We start from the raw sequence: 16,738 nt of genomic DNA, 5'->3' as shown, positions 1-16,738 counted from the left end.
CACGTTCTCGGGGATCGCGCGTACCATCGCGGTGTTGCAGTAGCCCGGCGAGACGCTGTTGACGGTGACGTTTTTGCGCGCGACTTCGCGCGCCAGCGCCATGGTGAAACCGTGCATGCCGGCCTTGGCCGCGGAGTAGTTGGTCTGGCCGAACTGGCCGGTCTGGCCGTTGACCGAGGAGATGTTGACGATGCGGCCGAAGCCGCGCTCGCACATGCCGTCGACGACGTTGCGGCACATGTTGAACACACCGTCGAGATTGATCTTGAGCACGTCCACCCATTGCTGCGGCGACATCTTGCGCAACGTGGTGTCGCGCGTGATGCCGGCAGCGTTGACGAGGATGTCGATCGGACCGTGCGTCGCCTCGACCTGCTTGACCACGCTGGCGCAGGCGTCGAAGTCGGCGACGTTGAACGGCTCAAAGAAGATTTTGCCGGCGTAGTCCTTGATCTCGTTCTGGAATTCGGCGAGGCGCTCCGGGCGGCTGCCGAGATCGGCGGCGATCGCCACGCAGCCGGCATTCGCCAGGTGTTTGCAGATTTCGGTGCCGAGGCCGCCGATGCCGCCGGTGACCAGTGCGATGCGCTTCTTCATTCTTGCCTCATCAAAAAAAATCCCATCGCGAGGATGGGTTGGTCTTCGTGCTGCGCAACAAATGCTGCGCAGCGGGAGCGGATGCAGCGGTGCCGCGGATCAGGGTTTGCCGTCCTTCTTTGGCGCGCCGGCCTGGTTCGCCTGTGCTGCCGACGCGGCGGACTTGAGGAAGTTGTCCTGCACCGATTTCCACAGGTCGAGATTGCGCTCGGTCATGTCGTTGAGCATGGACCAAGGAGTCTGCCCGAGGATGTTGTTGAGCTGGCTGCGGAATTTGCCCTGCTGATCGAGGAAGATCTGCAGGCTCTTCTCCAGGTAGCTGCCCATGAAGCCCTGCATCGAATCGCCGTAGAAGCGGATCACCTGCGAGAGCAGCTGCGTGGTGAACATCGGCTGGCCGTGGCCTTCGTGCTCGGCGATGATTTGCAGCAACACGGTGCGGGTCAAATCTTCGCCGGTCTTCGCGTCGCGGACTTCGAAAACGTCACCATCGAGGACGAGCTGGCGGACTTCTTCGAGCGTGATGTAGCTCGAGATCTCCGTGTCGTAGAGGCGGCGATTCGGATATTTTTTGATAATGCGGGTTTGTGCCATGCCGCAAAAGTAGCAGATTGTGCCGCGGTGCACCAGTGTAATGCTGCGCAGCAATGACGGGGCGAAAGCCCGTGCGCAACGCGTCAAGACTATCTGTCAAGGCAGCGCGCCGGCACAGTCCATTGCCGGGCGCGCGCGGTCGAGACGGGGGCCTTGCTACCAGCCCATGTACTGCCCGCCATTGATGGCGAGATTGGCGCCGGTGATCCACTTCGCCTCATCCTTGACGAAGAACTCGATCGCGTAGGCGATTTCCTCCGGCTCGCCGAGGCGGCCGACCGGAATCTGCGCGGCGATCTTGTTGCGTACGTCTTCGGGGACGGCCATGACCATTTCCGTTGCGACGTAGCCCGGCGAGACCGTGTTGACCGTGATGCCGAACTTCGCGTTCTCCTGGGCGAGCGAGATCGTGAAGCCGTGCATGCCGGCCTTGGCCGCGGCGTAGTTGGCCTGACCGTACTGGCCCTTCTGGCCGTTGATCGAGCTGATCTGCACGATGCGGCCCCATTTGCGGTTGCGCATGCCGTCGATCACCGGGCGGGTGACGTTGAACACCGAGTTGAGGTTGGTGTTGATCACTTCCTGCCACTGCATCGCGCTCATCTTGTGGAAGGTCGTATCGCGCGTGATGCCGGCGTTGTTGATGAGGATGTCGACCGGGCCGAGCTTGGACTCGACTTCCTTGATCATCGCCTCGGCGGAAGCGGTGTCGGAGACGTCGCCTTTGACCAGCAGCACATCGATGCCTTCGGACTTGAGCTTGTCCGCCCAGGCCTTGGCCTTGGCTTCGTCGCGGTAGTTGGTGGCGACCTTGTGCCCCATCGACGCAAGACGCTTGACGATGGCGGTGCCGATGCCGCCGGTGCCGCCTGTAACGAGTGCTACGCGAGACGTCATGACTTGCTCCCTCCGGTTGTGCGCCGGCTGGGCATCAGCCGACGGAATCTTTTCCTTGATTGTACACGTTCGCTTTGTCAGTCCAAGGCGTGAAAAGCATCGGACTTTCGACGCATTGCGGCGAGATCGAAATGCGCTGCCGCGGCAGCCAGCAACGCCTCGGGACTGGCTGCCGCCGACCGCGCTGCATCGCGCAGGCCGAGGAAATCGAGCGCTGCGCGCAGGGCCGCCAGCGGATTGTCGCGGTCGATCGGCAGTGCTGCTTCCGACTTCGACAGCTTCGCGCCGGTGCGGTCGAGCACGAGCGGCAAATGCAGATAGCCCGGCGTCGGCACGACCAGCAGTTGCTGCAGGTAAATCTGTCGCGGCGTCGAGTCGAGCAGGTCGGCGCCGCGCACGATCTCGGTGATGCCGGCCTCGGCGTCGTCGACGACCACGGCAAGCTGGTAGGCGTAGCCGCCTTCGACACGGCGCACGACGAAATCGCCGACGTCGCGTTGCAGATTCTGTACGTAGTTGCCCTGCAGCAAATCGACGAAGCCGACATTGCGATCGTCCACGCGCAAGCGCCAGGCCGGCACACGCGTGGCATCGGGAGCGGCGATGCAGGCGCCACGATGCATGCCGTCTGCAGCGGCCAGATCGCTGCGGCTGCACCAACAGGGAAACACGTGTTCGCGCAACCGCGCGAACGCCTCATCGTAAGCTTCTGTCCGTCGACTCTGCCAAACCACCGGCTCGTCGGATTCCATGCCGAACGCGGCGAGCGTGGCCAGGATATCTTCGGCTGCGCCGGGAACCTCGCGCTGCGGATCGAGGTCTTCTATGCGGATGAGCCATGCGCCGTGTTGCGAACGCGCCCGCAGCCAGCTGCCGACGGCAGCCACGAGCGAGCCGAAATGCAGCGGGCCGGTAGGCGAGGGGGCGAAGCGGCCGCGATAGCTCATGCTGAATGGTAGGCTGGCCGGGTCGGACGAGTGCTTGAAAACGCGGTCAGTTTACCCAAAAACTTCGTTACGCCTGCGTCGCGTGCGCGGGTAAAATCCATCCGGGTAGGGATCCTATGCTGCGCATCGTTCTGTTCCTGTTGACCAACCTCGCCATCATGCTCGTGCTGAGCGTGGTCGCTTCGATCTTCGGCCTAGATCGCTGGGCCTACGCGCACAGCGGCATCAATCTGGCCGGCATGCTCGTGTTCTGCGCGCTGTTCGGCGTCGGCGGCTCGCTGATCTCGCTGTTGCTGTCGAAGACCATGGCAAAGATGTCGGTCGGCGCCCAAGTGATAGCGCAGCCGCGTAATGCGAGCGAACAGTGGCTGTTCAATACCGTCGCGCAGCACGCGAAGAACGCCGGCATCGGCATGCCCGAAATCGCCGTCTACGACGCGCCCGAGATGAACGCGTTCGCCACCGGCGCGAGCAAGAATCACGCACTCGTGGCCGTGTCGACCGGCCTGCTGCAGAGCATGAATCGCGACGAGGTCTCGGCCGTGCTTGGCCACGAAATCAGCCACGTCGCCAACGGCGACATGGTGACGCTCGCGCTGATCCAGGGCGTGGTCAACACCTTCGTAATGTTCCTCGCACGCGTGCTCGGCAGCGTCATCGACAATGCGATCTCGGGCAACCGCGACAACCGCGAAGGCGGCTACGGCATCGGCTACTTCGTCATCACGATGGTGTTGCAGCTCGTGCTCGGCGTGCTTGCGACGATGATCGTCATGTGGTTCTCGCGCTGGCGCGAGTTCCGCGCCGATGCGGGTGGCGCGCAGCTTGGTGGTCGCGCCAACATGATATCGGCGCTGCGTACGCTGTCTGGCGATCACGGTGATACCGGCCTGCCGAAGGCGCTCGTCGCGTTCGGCATCGCCGGTGACAGCGGCATCGCGCGCTTGTTCATGAGCCATCCGCCGATCGCAGAGCGCATCGCGGCGTTGCAGAGGGGCTGAAGCTGCGAAGTGGAGGGAGGGCCGTTCGGCGCGTCAAACGCTGGATGCCGGCGCAGGGTCAGAATCGGCAACGACCGTGCCCTGATGGAAGACGATCTTCCATCCCGCAGCTGTCCTGCGCCAGATCGACGCGCGGCGAGTCAGGCGCTCTTCCTGACGCAGCGTGTAGGTAACGAGATAGTTGTCCGCGGCGATTTCGGCGCAATCGAAGTCACGCACCTCCCATTCGTCTTCGATCGGATTGCGCCCGCGCTCTTCGAGTATGTCCAGGACGTATTCGCGCGAATAGCGCCGGCCCGAAGCGCCGATCTCCCAGAACGCTTCGTCCGTCATGCGCTCAAAATCGGCGCGCGTCGTACCGAACTCGGGACGATGGAATACCGGTTCGCGCCGATGCAGTTCTTCGAGGGCGTGTTCCGCAGCGGTGACGAGGGTCGGTTCGATCGTGTGGTCAGTGGATAATGTATTCATGTCCAATCGTTCGTATCGCGTGATCCACGGCCATGCGCAGCATCGCCGGTGCGACGTAGTGGCGATGCGTGCGGTCGATCACGGCCAAATAGAAGTGTCCGAACAGGTTCTTGCAGGCGACACGCGTGCCGAGACCGAGGACGACCCGGCCATCGCCCGCGATCTGCGCACTTGCGCAGGAGCGAAAGCGCAGGTGCTTGTCGTCGGCGCCGAGCAGGACTTGCGCGCGGCTGTCGTTGTCGTCGATCGATTGCGCGAGCACGGGAAAGCGTGAGGCGAACAGCTCACCGTCGCATCGGCCGAGCAGCGAAGAAGCCGGGCAGCCCAGCGGCGACGTGCGCAGCCCGAGCGGCTTGACGAGAAAATTGCGCAACATCATCAGGCGCGAGACGCCGGCCGGCGGATTCTCGATGAAGCCTTCGAGCAGCGCGGCGAGGCAGGCGGAAGCAGAGCGGTGCGGTAACTCGCCGGGTTTGAGCACGAGTTGGAACGAGTCCTGGTGGTGCCAGGTGCCGGCCAGCGCCGAGTTCAGCAGCGAGTCGTGCGCGGGTGCGTCGAGTTCGTCGACGTGACGTGCGACGGCGCTGTCGCTGAGGAATCCCTGCGGCTTGCGCCAATGGCTCGCGGCAGCACGTATGCGGCCCACGCGGCTCCGCACCTGGCCACAAAAGCGGCTCAGCGGCGAGCCGGCTGGCGCGTCGAACGACAGTGCGATCGTCGCGACCGGTGCGCGCCGCGAGTCGTTTTCAGCCAGCAGACGCGAAACGTTTTCGGGCAGTACTTCGGTCAACGCGGGTATCGTCGCCGCGCCGGCGAGAATCTTGTCGCGCACCGCATCCGGCAAAGCGCCACCAAGTTCGTTGGTATGGCAGGAGAGGGCGAACAAGGCGGGGTGGCCGGAGTCTGCTTCGAGCGGCCCGAACTGATGCCAGGTATCTCCGCCGAAGCGCACGCTGAACAGGCTGTCGGGCGGAATGTCGACGTGACGCAGCGCGTGGATGAAACTGGCCGGGTCGCGCTCAATCTCCGCCGTCGACGCACCGGAAAAGCGCAGTCGCGCGCCGCCGCTGCCCGAGACCGCGGTGAACACGCGATGTCCCGCGTGACGGTGGAATGGATGTCCTTTTGCGCCGACGGCAAAGGTGTACAGCGAGCTCACATCGCCATTGGCGAGATCCATCCCACCGAGCCGGGCCGACGGTTCATCGAGCTCGTCGACGAAATTGCGGTGCGCGCGCTGGCGCCGTGTCGCCCCGGCGAACAACTGGTCGCCGGCGCCGTGGCCGAGCTGGGCGATCAGCGAGACTTCGACCGGCAGCGCTCCGGGCCGGGTTCGATGTGTGCGGAGGGGAAGGTCGGTACGGGGCGGGCCAGCGCGAGCATCGCGGTTCTCCGTCTTCGGTTCTTGAATCAGGACTTCTTGCGCGCGCGTGCCTTGGCCTCGCGCTTGAGCGGGCCGGCGACCGGGCAGACTTCGGCGACCCACGAATAGAGCGTGTTGGCCAGATGGTCGGGCACCAGCTTGTAGTAGACGAACTGGCCACGCTTCTCGCGCGCGATCAGCCCGGCTTCTTCGAGGATGCGCAGATGACCGGACAGGGCGGGCTTGCTGAAGTCGAAACGCGCGGCGATCTCGCCCGCACTGAGTTCGCCCTGGTTGACGTAGGCCAGGATCTTGCGCCGCGCGGTCGAGGCGAGCGCTTCGAATACCTTGTCCATGAATTTATGTATTTAGGAAATTACCTAATTAATTACATCATTCGGTATGCTTGTCAAGCGGCGCGCCAGGCCGACCGAAAAGGACTGGGCGGTGATTCGCTGCTTGCAACGCCGAGCGTCGCCGTTTCGCCCGCGGAACAGGCGAGGTCGGTTTGAATTCATTGATTTATGTAATAGCGCATTATTACATTGATATTCGAACTATCCTCTGCTAACATCTGCGCATGAAACGCAAACAGATCGACCCTGAAACCACGAAAGAGTCCGCCGAGGACAATCTCTGCCACGCGCTGCTCGCCATGCGCGGAGTTGCCGAGATGCGCTCGTTTCTGCGCGACCTGTGCACTCCGTCGGAACTGGAGGCGCTGGTCGATCGTTGGCGCGTGGTGCCATACCTGCTCGAAGGCGTGGCGTATCGCGAGATCCACGATCGCACCGGCGTCAGCGTGACGACGATCGGGCGCGTCGCGCGTTTCCTCGCCGAGGGCAGCGGCGGGTATCGCGCCGCAGTCGAGCATCGCGCGGTGCCTTCACTACGCAAGCGTGGCAGACCCGCGGCCGCCACGAAGAAATCCGTTTGAGTGGGACGGGCGGGCAGGAGGCCCGCCCATCTTTTCCTTCCCGCCACAAGAATGCAGAAACGATGACCACGACGAAAACCCGCGATCGCCTGCGCATCGCGATCCAGAAGTCCGGACGGATGGCCGACGTATCCCAGGACTTGCTTGCGCGCTGCGGCCTCAAGTTCCGCCAGAGTCGCGACAAGCTGTTCTGCTTCGGCGAGAGCATGCCGATCGATCTCTTGCTCGTGCGCGACGACGATATTCCCGGCCTGATCGCACAGGGCGTGGCCGACCTCGGCATCGTCGGGCGCAACGTGCTCGCCGAGCAGACGCTGGCTGCGCGCGCGAACGGCGAGGCCGCGCCCGGCGTCGAACTGCGTCCGCTCAATACGAGCCGTTGCCGTTTGTCGATCGCGGTGCCGCAGGAAATGGAGTACGAGAATCCGCAGCAGTTGCAGGGCCTGCGCATCGCCACGTCGTATCCGGCGCTGCTCGGCGATTGGCTCGCGCGCAACGGCGTCGAGGCGAAAGTCGTGTTCCTCGCCGGCTCGGTCGAGATCGCGCCGCGCCTCGGCACGGCCGACCTGATCTGCGATCTCGTCTCCAGCGGCGCGACGCTCGCGGCGAACCAGCTCAAGGAAGCGGTCGTGCTGCTCGACAGCGAGGCCGTCATCGCCGGCCCCGAGGAAGTGCCGCTCGACGAGCGCGGCGAGCTGCGCGAACTGCTGTTGCGTCGCATCGACGGCGTGATCCAGGTGCGTGAATCCAAGCTCGTGATGCTGCACGCGGCACGCGGTGCGATCGAGACGATCCGCGCCATTTTGCCGAATGCGCAAACGCCGACACTGCTGCCGATCGAAGGCAGCCCCGATCAGGTGGCGCTGCAGGCCGTGTGCTACGGCGCGGTGACATGGACGCACCTCGAAGACATGAAGCGTGCCGGCGCGAGCCAGTTGCTCGTGCTGCCGGTGGAGAAGATCCTGGCATGAACGCGCAGGTGAAAAATTCCGAACTGCCTATCCTCGATTGGACCGCACTCGATGCATCCGTGCGTCGCGCGGCGCTGCGCCGTCCCGTGCAGGAACGTGCAGAGGAACTGGCTGCCGGCGTGGCGCGCATTCTCGATCAAGTACGTGCCGACGGCGATGCGAGCCTGCGCGCACTGACGCGCCGCTACGATGGTTGCGAGCTTGCGACGTTCGCGGTGAGCGACGCCGAGTTTGCCGAAGCCGAAGCCGGCCTCGATCCGGCGCTGAAGCAAGCGATCGCTGAAGCGAAGGGACGCATCGAAACCTTCCATCGTGCCGCCGCGCCGCAAACGGTGACGGTCGAGACCGCGCCGGGCGCGGTCTGCGAGCGCGTGACGCGGCCGATTGCGCGCGTGGGCCTGTATGTGCCTGCGGGCAGCGCGCCCCTGCCCTCGACCGCGCTGATGCTCGGCGTGCCGGCAGCCATCGCCGGTTGTCCGCAAGTCGTGCTTTGCACGCCGGCAGGCAAGGACGGGCGCGCCGATGCGGCGGTGCTCTACGTCGCAGCGCTGTGTGGCATTCGCAAGGTGTTCAAGCTGGGCGGCGCGCAGGCGATCGCGGCGATGGCGTTTGGCACCGAGTCGGTGCCCGCTTGCGACAAGTTGTTCGGACCGGGCAATTCTTGGGTCACTGAGGCGAAGCGCCAGGTATCAGCGTTGAGCGACGGCCCCGCGATCGACATGCCGGCCGGGCCGTCCGAGGTGCTGGTCATCGCCGATGCGTCGGCGAATCCCGAGTTCGTCGCCGCCGACCTGCTGTCGCAGGCCGAGCATGGACCCGATTCGCAGGTGCTGCTGCTCGCCGACGATCGGGCGGTACTCGAAGCGGCGCGCGCTGCGCTGGCACGTCAGCTTGCCCAGTTGCCGCGCGCCGATATCGCCCGCGTCGCGCTGGCGAAAAGCCGCCTGATTCGCGTCGCCTCGCTTGCCGAGGCCGTGGCGATCAGCAACGACTATGCGCCGGAGCATCTGATTCTCAACGTGCGTGATCCGCGCGCGCTTTTGCCAAAGGTGGAAAATGCCGGCTCGGTATTTCTCGGCGCGTGGTCGCCCGAGGCAGTGGGCGACTACTGCAGCGGCACCAATCACGTACTGCCGACCTACGGCTACGCGCGCGCGTGGAGCGGCGTGTCGGTGGCGAGCTTCGTCAAGCAGATCACCGTACAGGAGCTTTCCGCGGATGGTCTGCGTGCGATCGGCCCGTCGGCGGCGACGCTGGCACGTGCGGAAAGCCTCAATGCGCACGAGCGTGCCGTGACGTTGCGGCTCGTTGCATTGGAGAAAAGCCCGTGAGTGCGATGTTGAAAATCCTCGAGCGGGCGCGTCCCGAAATCCTCGCCATGCAGCCGTATTCATCGGCACGCATGGAAGCGGGGCAGGCGACGATCATGCTCAACGCGAACGAATCGCCGTGGGGGCCGCCGGATGACGACGATTCCGGCTTGAACCGCTATCCCGATCCGCAGCCGCATGCGTTGCGCATCCGGCTGGGCGAGTTGTACGGCGTTGCCGCCGAGCAGGTGCTCGTCGGTCGCGGCAGCGACGAGGCGATCGACTTGCTCGTGCGCGCGTTCTGCCGCGAAGGCCGCGACACGATCGCGATTTCGCCGCCGACTTTCGGCATGTATGCGGTCGCCGCGCGCACTCAGGGCGCGGCAGTGATCGAGGCGCCTCTGGCTGCCGATTTCAGCGTCGATGCGGAAGCGCTGCTTGCGAAAACCACTGGCTCGACCAAGCTGGTCTTCGTCTGCACGCCGAACAATCCGACCGGCGCGCTCGTGCCGCTCGCGACGATCGAACGCCTCGCCTCGGCGCTGTGTGATCGCGCCTTGGTCGTGGTCGACGAGGCCTATCTTGAATTCGCCGGTGATGCGGCCAGCGCGACGACGCTGCTCGGCCGATGCGAAAACATCGTCGTGCTGCGCACATTGTCGAAAGCCTATGCGCTTGCCGGCGCGCGTGTCGGCACGCTGATCGCGCACGCCGACATCGTCGCACTGCTGCGGCGGATACAGGCGCCGTATCCCTTGCCGGCATTGTGCGTCGATGCGGCGCTTTCGGCGCTGTCCCCGCGTGGGCTCGCGCGGACGCGCACGCGCGTCGAACTCTTGCTGGGTGAGCGGGAACGCCTCGCCCGAACGTTGCCGTCTGCCAATGGCGTGCTTGCGGTGTATCCCTCCGCGGCGAATTTTCTCTGCGTGCGCTTCGTCGATGCGCGACAGACGTATCGCATGCTGCTCGAAGCCGGCATCGTCGTGCGCGACGTCAGCCGCTATCCGGGGTTGGCCGATTGTCTGCGCATCACGATCGGCACGCCACAGGAAAATGCGATCCTGCTCCGTTCGCTGGGCTTGCGTGAGGCTGCTGCATGAGCCAGAGGAAAATCCTCTTTGTCGACCGCGACGGCACGCTGATCGTCGAGCCGGCCGACTACCAGATCGATGCCTACGAGAAACTCGCGCTCGTCGACAACGTGATTCCGGCGCTTGCGCGCATCGTTGCCGCGGGCTACGAGTTGGTCATGATCACCAATCAGGACGGTCTCGGCACCGACAGCTTTCCGCAGCACACGTTCGATGGGCCGCACGAGCTCTTGATGCGCATCTTCGCCTCGCAGGGCATCCGCTTCCGCGAAGTGCTGATCGATCCGAGCTTCGCCCGCGAAGGCCGCGATACGCGCAAGCCGGGCACGGGACTCGTTCGCCACTACCTCGCCGACGACGGCTGGAGCCGCGCGCAATCGGCGATGGTCGGCGACCGCGAAACCGATGCGCAATTCGCCGCGAATCTCGGCATCCGAAGTTTCCGCCTCGACACGAAGGAATGGGACTGGAACGCGATCGCGCACGAGCTGTGCGATGCGCCGCGGCGCGCATCGGTTCAGCGCAATACCAAGGAGACGCGCATCGCGGTGCAAGTCGACCTCGATCGCACGGCCGAGCCCAAGGTGCACACCGGCCTCGGCTTCTTCGATCACATGCTCGAACAGATCGGCAAGCATGGCGGTTTCGCACTGGAACTGGCGTGTGAGGGCGACACGCATATCGACGAGCACCACACGATCGAGGACTGCGCGCTCGCTCTCGGCGCTGCCTTGCGCCAGGCGCTCGGCGACAAGCGCGGCATCGGCCGCTATGGTGCGGCCGCGGAGACCGCGCAGGGCGCCGTCGCGGTCGATGTCACATTGCCGATGGACGAGACGATCGCGCGCGCCGCACTCGATCTGTCCGGACGTGCGTATTTCGTCTTCGATGGCAGCTTCCCGCGCGACCGCGTCGGCGATATTCCCACCGAACTCGTGCCGCATTTCTTCCGCTCGCTCTGCGATACGCTGGGCGCCAATCTCCACCTGGCCGTGCGCGGCGACAATGCGCATCACATGATCGAAGCCTGCTTCAAGTCGGTCGCGCGCGCGCTGCGCGTCGCATTGCGTCGCGAAGGCTCGGAGCTGCCGAGCACGAAAGGGGCGTTGTGATGGCGAGCGTGGTCCTCATCGACGCCGGTGGCACCAATATCGGATCGGTGCGCTACGCGTTGCAGCGCCTCGGTGTCGATGCGCCGTTGTCGAGCAACGCGGACGAGATCCGCGCGGCGACGCACGTGATCCTGCCCGGCGTTGGCGCGGCTGCGCCGGGCATGCAGCGTCTGCGCGAAACCGGCCTGGTTGATGTCGTGCGCGACCTGACCCAGCCCGTGCTCGGCGTGTGCCTCGGCATGCAGCTTCTGTTCGAGCATTCCGAGGAAAGCGATACGCCGTGCCTTGGATTGGTTCCCGCCAGCCTGCGTCTGTTCTCGCGCAGCGAAGGCTTGCGCGTGCCGCACATGGGCTGGAATTCGCTGCGCACGGAACGAGCCAGCCCGCTGCTGACCGGCATCGATACCGGTGCGTTTGCGTACTTCGTGCACAGCTATGCGGCACCGGTCGGTGATTACACCTTGGCGAGCTGCGACTACGGCGGCTCGTTCTCTGCCGTCGTGCAGCAAGGCAATTTCCACGGCGCGCAGTTCCATCCCGAACGCTCGGCATCGGTGGGTGCCAAGCTGCTCGAAAACTTCATCAAATTGTGACCATGCAAATCATTCCCGCCATCGATCTGCGCGCCGGCCGCGTCGTGCGCCTCAAGCAGGGCGATTATGCGCAGGAGACGCGCTATGAGTTCGACGCCTGCGCGCTCGCTGCGGACTATGCCGACGCGGGCGCGACGTGGCTGCATCTCGTCGATCTCGAGGGGGCCAAGACGGGTGCGTTCGAGAACCTGCGCGTGATCGAGAAGATCGCAGCGGCCGAGCGTCTCGCCGTACAGGCCGGTGGCGGCGTGCGCGGCGAGGACGACGTGCAGCGCCTGCTTGACGCGGGCGTCGCGCGCGTCGTCGTCGGTAGTGTCGCGGTGCGCGAGCCGGAAAAAGTGGAGCAATGGATTTCCCGCTACGGCGAGGATCGTCTGTGCATCGCGCTCGATACGCGCAGCGAGAACGACGTCTGGCGCCTGCCAAGTGCGGGCTGGACGCAGAGCGAAGGCGCCACGCTCGACGAACTTGCGCCACGCTATATGAAGGCGGGCGCAAAACATCTGCTGTGCACCGACATCAGCCGTGACGGGATGCTGTCTGGCCCGAATCTTGATCTTTACGCGCATGTGCAGCGTATTGCGCCGCAGCTTTCGCTGATCGCCTCGGGCGGCGTGCGTGATCTTGCCGACGTGCGCGCGTTGCGTGCGCAACAAGTTGGCGGAGTGGTTCTCGGGCGCAGTCTGCTCGAAGGCAAGCTCACCCTCGCGGAGGCATTCTCATGCTGACCCGCAGAATCATTCCCTGCCTCGATGTGCGCGATGGCAAGGTCGTCAAGGGCGTGCGTTTCCGCGACCATGTCGAGATGGGCGACATCGTCGATTTCGCTCAGCGTTATCGCGACGAGGGCGCGGACGAACTCGTGTTCTACGACATCACCGCGAGCCCGCAAGGCCGTTCGGTCGATCGCGACTGGGTTGCGCGTGTGGCGCGCGTGATCGACATTCCGTTCTGTGTCGCCGGGGGCATCCGCAGTGTCGATGATGCACGCGCGGTGTTGCATGCGGGTGCGGACAAGATTTCGGTCAATTCGCCTGCACTCGAGCGGCCCGAGTTGGTCGACGAGCTGGCTGAGGCATTCGGCGTGCAGTGCGTCGTCGTCGGCGTCGATTCGCTGCGCGACGACGACGGCGAATGGCGCGTACGCCAGTACACAGGCGATCCCACGAAAACCCGCGCGCTTGCGCGCCTCACTTTATCCTGGATCGAAGAAACCCAGCGCCGTGGAGCAGGTGAAATAGTGCTCAATTGCATGGGCTCGGACGGCGTGCGCCAAGGCTACGACATCGAACAACTGCGCACTGCGCGCGCGATCTGCAACGTGCCGCTGATCGCCTCGGGCGGCGCCGGCGCGGTCGAGCATTTCCGCGACGTGTTCCGTGATGCCGACGTCGATGGCGCACTCGCCGCGAGCGTGTTCCACTCGGGCGCGATCGCGATTCCGCGACTGAAGGCGTTCCTGCGCGATGAAGACATTCCGGTGCGGCCATGAGTGATCTGGATCAAAACCAACTCGACTGGGCGAAAGGCGACGGGCTGCTGCCCGCCGTCGTGCAGGATTGGCGCAGCGGCAGCGTGCTGATGCTCGGCTACATGAATGCCCAGGCGCTCGCGCAGACGCGGCAGACCGGAAAGGTGACGTTCTACAGTCGCAGCAAGCAACGCCTGTGGACCAAGGGCGAGACCTCAGGCCACTTTCTGTTGTTGAAGTCGCTGCGCGGCGACTGCGACAACGACACAATCCTGATCGAGGCCGAGCCGATCGGCCCGACCTGCCACAAGGGCACGCAAAGCTGCTTCGGCGACGGCTCGGAACCGCCGCTCGCGTTCCTGGCCGAACTCGACGCGCTCATCGCGCAACGCGAGCGCGAACGACCTGCCGGCAGCTATACGACCAAGCTGTTCGAAGGCGGCGTGCGCCGCATCGCGCAGAAGGTCGGCGAGGAGGGTGTCGAGACGGCGCTAGCCGCGGTCGCGCAGGACGAGGCCGCGTTGCGCAGCGAGTCGGCCGACCTGATCTTCCATCTGCTCGTGCTGCTGCGCGCGCGCGGCATCGAATTCGCCGACGTGGTCGAGGAGCTGCGCGTGCGGCACAAGTAGGGGTGCAATTCATTGCGCCCGGCTTTTCAGGATTTTCGTCGCAGAGCCGGGTTCGATGAATCGAACCCCTACGATGCTATGGCATGATGCAGACTTTCCACCGCCGTGAAAGCCGCTATGCCGAAAACCCTGCTCGCCCTGTCCATTGCATTCGCAATCAATGCAGCATATGCGGCGATGCCGCCCGATCCGCTCGCGCGCGAAATCTTCAAGCAACTGATCGAGATCAACACGACCGATTCGGTTGGAAGCACGACCGATGCGGCCAAGGCGATGCAGAAGCGCTTTCTCGACGCGGGTTTCGCGGCCAAGGATGCGCAGCTACTGGTCGGCGCGAATCCGAAGCGCGGCAACCTCGTCGCGCGCCTGCACGGCAGCGGCAAGCACAAGCCGGTGCTGATCATCGGTCATCTCGACGTGGTCGAAGCCAAGCGCGAGGACTGGACGATGGATCCGTTCAAGTTCACCGAGAAGGACGGCTATTTCTATGGCCGCGGCACGCAGGACATGAAGAATTCCGACGCAGTCGCAGTCGCCGCACTGCTGCGCATGAAGAAGGAAGGTTTCGTCCCTGACCGCGACATCATCCTCGCGCTGACCGCGGACGAGGAGGGCGGCACCGACAACGGCGTCGACTGGCTGCTGAAGAATCATCGTGATCTCGTCGATGCGGAGTTCGCGCTCAATCCCGATTCCGGCGGGGTCGATGCCGATGCCGGGAAGGCGGTCAATATGTCCGTGGAGGCGACCGAGAAGCTCTATTCCGACTACGAAGCCAGCGTGACCGGACCCGGTGGTCACAGCTCGCAGCCACGTGCGGACAACCCGATCTACGAGCTGGCCAATGCGCTGGCGCGCCTGCAGCGCACGCCGTTCCCGTTCGAACTCAATCCGGTCACGCGCGCATGGCTCGAACAGATGGCGAAGGTCGAGGATGGCCAGCGCGTGAACGACATCAAGGCGGTACTTGCGACGCCACCCAATGCGGACGCGATCGCGCGCCTCAGTGCCGATGCGCGCTACAACTCGACGCTGCACACGACCTGCGTTGCGACGATGCTCGATGGCGGCCATGCGCCGAATGCGCTGCCGCAGCGTGCTGCGGCGAACATCAATTGCCGAATTTTGCCGGGTCACTCACCCGAGGAAGTGCGCCAGGATATCGTCAGGATTCTGGCTGAGCCGAAGATCACGGTCCGCGCCATCGAACCCGGTACCGGCGCCAAGCTCGACAAGGCGTCGGAACGCAAGGCACTGACGCCGCCGCCACCGCGCAAGGACGTGTTCGATGCGTTGAGGAAGATCGCCGATCAATTCTGGCCAGGCATCGCGATTGTGCCCGAAATGGAAACCGGCGCATCCGACAGCGTCTACACGATGGCGGCGGGCATCCCGAGCTACGGCGTCAACGGCGCGTTGATCGATCGTGACGGTGTGCGTATGCACGGGCGCGACGAGCGTTTGCGCGTGAAGTCGTTCGACGATTCCGCCGAGTTCTATTATCGCTATCTCAAGACGCTGACTGGCGGATAAGGGCTGTGATGCTGGCCCGCGTCATTGCGCGCGCGGCGTAGACTCAGCGCGCTTCGGCGGCAGGCTTGTCGGTGCGCGGCTTGAACGGCACGATGTGTTCGCGCGCCGGAACGCGGAACGGCACCGCCGCTCCCGGCTTGAATCCGTCGCGCCATTTCTTCAGCGCGGCTTCGATCGCGGGCGTGGTTGCGATCTGCGGCAGCGAATGGGTCTGCTCGTCGCGCGTCTCCCACGCGTCGATCTCCTTCTTCGCGTCGGCGAACGCGTCGGTGAACGAGGCGGTGCGGTTGAGCGCGTCGACGAAGAAGGCGCGGCCGAAATCGGTGATGTCGGAGCTCGTGCCGCAGCCGAACGAGGCCCGGTCGCCGCGCGCCGCGGTGATGACCATCGTGTTGTCGCCCTTGAGCGCATCGATGAAGCCGCCCGCGTAGCAGGCCGAGATCACGAACACGCGCTGCTTGATCGGCGATTCGGAAAATACGTCGGCCAGGTCTTCGGGCACGATCTGGTCGAGCGGCAGCGGATCCAGGCTGACGTACAGCTCATGCGCGCGTGAACCATGCGTGGTGATGAACACCATCAGCACGTCTTCATTCGGATCGAGCTTCTTGCCGAGCGCATCGATCGCGAGTTCGAGATTGGACAGGCTTGCGATCGGACGGCGGTCGAGCGTGCCCGGATTGTTGATCAGGGTCAGCACGTGGCCCTTGGCGTCGAAGCGCTCGGAAAAAAGTTTCTCGGCGTATTCGACTTCGTTGCGGAACACGTTCTCCTCGCCGTCGCCGGCGAAGGAAATCAGGTAGAGGTTGGCTTTGCCCGGCACGCGCGGCGCGAGCTTGTCGATCGCGTCCTGCATGCGCTGCGGCTGCGCGTACAGCACCTGCTCGGGTGAGCCGACGTTGGCCGGCCAGACAATGGCCTGGTCGGCATTGTCGTCGTTTTCGACGGTTGCCTTGGCCGGTGCCGACGCGTCGGGCTGATGCGTGCCGAGGCTGGCCACGCCGACGCTTGCGCCGACGGTGAAGGCGAGGACGAAGGCGAAGAGCAGGCGGGCGGTCGTGCGGATCAAGGCCGGGTTGACGCTGCAAAATGGTGCAATAGCGATATTTTAACAAATTCCACGTTGCACTGCAGCGTATGAATTTTCGTTCATCCGACGCGGCTGACGGTTTCGGTCCAGCATGGTTGGTGCTGCCTCGACTTCGGGTTGGCTCGGAAAAT

At 64.5% G+C, this 16,738-nt stretch carries 19 protein-coding genes; 11 read left to right on the top strand and 8 right to left on the bottom strand.

Going from position 1 to position 16,738, the window contains the following annotated elements; translation table 11 throughout:
- From VF497_RS07595 to gluQRS, 4 genes are all read right to left on the bottom strand, one after another.
- The coding region (locus VF497_RS07595) for an SDR family NAD(P)-dependent oxidoreductase (RefSeq protein ID WP_330887289.1) at positions 1–597 on the bottom strand (597 nt) is incomplete at its 3' end.
- A 99-nt stretch (positions 598–696) separates the two neighbouring features.
- Positions 697–1,191: a polyhydroxyalkanoate synthesis repressor PhaR gene (gene phaR / locus VF497_RS07590; protein ID WP_330887288.1), complete on the bottom strand. Its 495-nt coding sequence runs from the start codon at positions 1,189–1,191 to the stop codon at positions 697–699.
- Between the two features lie 156 nt (positions 1,192–1,347).
- Positions 1,348–2,088, bottom strand: coding sequence for an acetoacetyl-CoA reductase (gene phbB, locus VF497_RS07585; protein ID WP_330887286.1), 741 nt, complete (start codon positions 2,086–2,088; stop codon positions 1,348–1,350).
- A 77-nt stretch (positions 2,089–2,165) separates the two neighbouring features.
- The gene (gene gluQRS / locus VF497_RS07580) at positions 2,166–3,035 is read right to left on the bottom strand and encodes a tRNA glutamyl-Q(34) synthetase GluQRS (RefSeq protein WP_330887284.1); all 870 of its coding nucleotides are present in this window, start codon (positions 3,033–3,035) and stop codon (positions 2,166–2,168) included.
- Between the two features lie 116 nt (positions 3,036–3,151).
- On the opposite strand from gluQRS, the gene htpX reads away from it, so the two are divergent.
- Positions 3,152–4,036, top strand: a complete 885-nt coding sequence (gene htpX / locus VF497_RS07575) for a protease HtpX (RefSeq protein WP_330887282.1) — start codon at positions 3,152–3,154, stop codon at positions 4,034–4,036.
- A gap of 33 nt (positions 4,037–4,069) precedes the next feature.
- Here htpX and VF497_RS07570 read toward each other — a convergent pair whose 3' ends face one another.
- From VF497_RS07570 to VF497_RS07560, 3 genes are all read right to left on the bottom strand, one after another.
- Positions 4,070–4,507 (bottom strand): DUF4440 domain-containing protein, encoded by a 438-nt coding sequence (locus VF497_RS07570; protein ID WP_330887280.1) that lies wholly within the window; start codon positions 4,505–4,507, stop codon positions 4,070–4,072.
- Positions 4,488–5,687 (bottom strand): DUF2867 domain-containing protein, encoded by a 1,200-nt coding sequence (locus VF497_RS07565; RefSeq protein ID WP_330887278.1) that lies wholly within the window; start codon positions 5,685–5,687, stop codon positions 4,488–4,490. The genes VF497_RS07570 and VF497_RS07565 overlap by 20 nt, the downstream gene beginning before the upstream one ends.
- A 230-nt stretch (positions 5,688–5,917) precedes the next feature.
- Positions 5,918–6,226 (bottom strand): metalloregulator ArsR/SmtB family transcription factor, encoded by a 309-nt coding sequence (locus VF497_RS07560; protein ID WP_330887276.1) that lies wholly within the window; start codon positions 6,224–6,226, stop codon positions 5,918–5,920.
- 224 nt (positions 6,227–6,450) lie between these two features.
- Here VF497_RS07560 and VF497_RS07555 point away from each other — a divergent pair, with 224 nt between their 5' ends.
- The 10 genes from VF497_RS07555 to VF497_RS07510 all read left to right on the top strand — a co-directional run bounded on the left by VF497_RS07555 (position 6,451) and on the right by VF497_RS07510 (position 15,517).
- Positions 6,451–6,807, top strand: coding sequence for a YerC/YecD family TrpR-related protein (locus VF497_RS07555; RefSeq protein WP_330887274.1), 357 nt, complete (start codon positions 6,451–6,453; stop codon positions 6,805–6,807).
- Positions 6,808–6,869: 62 nt separating this feature from the next.
- Positions 6,870–7,778 (top strand): ATP phosphoribosyltransferase, encoded by a 909-nt coding sequence (hisG, locus tag VF497_RS07550; protein ID WP_330887271.1) that lies wholly within the window; start codon positions 6,870–6,872, stop codon positions 7,776–7,778.
- Positions 7,775–9,109, top strand: coding sequence for a histidinol dehydrogenase (gene hisD, locus VF497_RS07545; protein ID WP_330887269.1), 1,335 nt, complete (start codon positions 7,775–7,777; stop codon positions 9,107–9,109). The genes hisG and hisD overlap by 4 nt, the downstream gene beginning before the upstream one ends.
- Before the next feature lie 8 nt (positions 9,110–9,117).
- Complete coding sequence (gene hisC / locus VF497_RS07540; protein WP_330887291.1) at positions 9,118–10,188, top strand: histidinol-phosphate transaminase; 1,071 nt, start codon at positions 9,118–9,120, stop codon at positions 10,186–10,188.
- Complete coding sequence (hisB, locus tag VF497_RS07535; RefSeq protein ID WP_330887268.1) at positions 10,185–11,291, top strand: bifunctional histidinol-phosphatase/imidazoleglycerol-phosphate dehydratase HisB; 1,107 nt, start codon at positions 10,185–10,187, stop codon at positions 11,289–11,291. Before hisC ends, hisB begins: the two co-directional genes overlap by 4 nt.
- Positions 11,291–11,884, top strand: coding sequence for an imidazole glycerol phosphate synthase subunit HisH (gene hisH / locus VF497_RS07530; RefSeq protein ID WP_330887267.1), 594 nt, complete (start codon positions 11,291–11,293; stop codon positions 11,882–11,884). The genes hisB and hisH overlap by 1 nt, the downstream gene beginning before the upstream one ends.
- Before the next feature lie 2 nt (positions 11,885–11,886).
- The gene (gene hisA / locus VF497_RS07525; protein ID WP_330887265.1) at positions 11,887–12,612 is read left to right on the top strand and encodes a 1-(5-phosphoribosyl)-5-[(5-phosphoribosylamino)methylideneamino]imidazole-4-carboxamide isomerase; all 726 of its coding nucleotides are present in this window, start codon (positions 11,887–11,889) and stop codon (positions 12,610–12,612) included.
- Positions 12,606–13,376: an imidazole glycerol phosphate synthase subunit HisF gene (hisF, locus tag VF497_RS07520; RefSeq protein WP_330887263.1), complete on the top strand. Its 771-nt coding sequence runs from the start codon at positions 12,606–12,608 to the stop codon at positions 13,374–13,376. Before hisA ends, hisF begins: the two co-directional genes overlap by 7 nt.
- Entirely contained in the window at positions 13,373–13,984 is a 612-nt protein-coding gene (gene hisIE, locus VF497_RS07515) for a bifunctional phosphoribosyl-AMP cyclohydrolase/phosphoribosyl-ATP diphosphatase HisIE (RefSeq protein ID WP_330887261.1), read from the top strand. The genes hisF and hisIE overlap by 4 nt, the downstream gene beginning before the upstream one ends.
- Positions 13,985–14,089: 105 nt before the next feature.
- A complete protein-coding gene (locus tag VF497_RS07510) occupies positions 14,090–15,517 on the top strand; it encodes a M20/M25/M40 family metallo-hydrolase (protein ID WP_330887258.1) in 1,428 nt (475 codons plus the stop codon).
- A gap of 43 nt (positions 15,518–15,560) precedes the next feature.
- On the opposite strand, the gene VF497_RS07505 is transcribed toward VF497_RS07510, so the two are convergent.
- Positions 15,561–16,586, bottom strand: a complete 1,026-nt coding sequence (locus VF497_RS07505; RefSeq protein ID WP_330887256.1) for a C13 family peptidase — start codon at positions 16,584–16,586, stop codon at positions 15,561–15,563.
- Between the last annotated feature and the right edge of the window lie 152 nt (positions 16,587–16,738).

The sequence above is a fragment of the Rudaea sp. genome (genome assembly GCF_036383415.1).
Classification (GTDB): Bacteria; Pseudomonadota; Gammaproteobacteria; order Xanthomonadales; family Rhodanobacteraceae; genus Rudaea.
Note: the sequence above shows the minus strand (reverse complement) of the source record. Positions and strands in the feature narration are given on the sequence as shown.